This is a genomic window from Paenibacillus sp. P2(2022), assembly GCF_029522175.1.
In the GTDB taxonomy this organism is placed as follows: Bacteria; Bacillota; Bacilli; order Paenibacillales; family Paenibacillaceae; genus Paenibacillus; species Paenibacillus polymyxa.
This window is the reverse complement of sequence record NZ_JAKWFI010000028.1, coordinates 1-837: the sequence shown is the minus strand read 5'-3', so window position 1 is coordinate 837 and position 837 is coordinate 1. Positions and strand designations below refer to the sequence as shown.

The following is an 837-nucleotide window of genomic DNA, read 5'->3' as shown; positions in this document are numbered from 1 at the left end:
TCATGCCTAGTGCAGTCAGCAGCAAATCGTTCACTTCCGTGTTGTACGCGCGGTGTGCTTGCTTCAATAGTGTTCCTGTCTCTTCTTCCGTAAGCTGGAAGACCACGGTATCCGTGTCAGCCAAGGTAAACGGTTCGGCCTCCGCTTGATCCTCAGGCAAACGTACTTGGTCAGCCAAAGCAGCAGCGTTCCATTGCTCCCAGTAGGCGTATTCGCTGTCCATGGCTACGCTATTCGCATAGACGGAAAGTTTTTGTGACCAGGAACGGAATGAATCTGTTTTGTCTGGTAACTGGAGCGTCTCTTCACGGATGGCCTGTTCATAGGCTACAGCCAGATCCTCGAATAAAATACGCCATGATACCCCGTCCACGACCAAATGGTGAATCGCCATCAGGAGATGATCCCCATCTGCACAGTGGAACAAACCAGCCTTCAACAGCGGCCCTTCATGCAGTTGGATACTGCTTTGAATTTCACTGGCTTTCGCCTCCATAGCTGCGCTGAGCATGGCTTCATCCGTCAAGTTCGTAAAGTCCACCACATCCAGGTGATACAGCTCACCTTCCTGTACTCCGCGGTTCCAGGCTTCATAGCCTTGCTCGGTCTTGCTGAACACCATCCGCAGAGCATCATGGTGCGCTGTGAGTTTGTCAAGTGCCTGACGCAGAGCGGACTCATCAAATCCTTGCTTCCGGTGCAGCATCACCGCCTGATTAAAGTGATGCGCATCTACTTGCTCCTGGGCAAAGAACCAATGCTGGATGGGAGACAAAGTTGTTTCCCCGCTCACTTCTCCCTGATCTACCCTACGACTTACCTCGTGCATATGCGGTG

1 protein-coding gene is annotated in these 837 nt (G+C 52.2%); it reads right to left on the bottom strand.

The window, feature by feature from the left end; all coding sequences use genetic code 11:
• The coding region (locus MMB75_RS25980; protein ID WP_277511614.1) for a condensation domain-containing protein at positions 1-837 on the bottom strand (837 nt) is incomplete at both ends.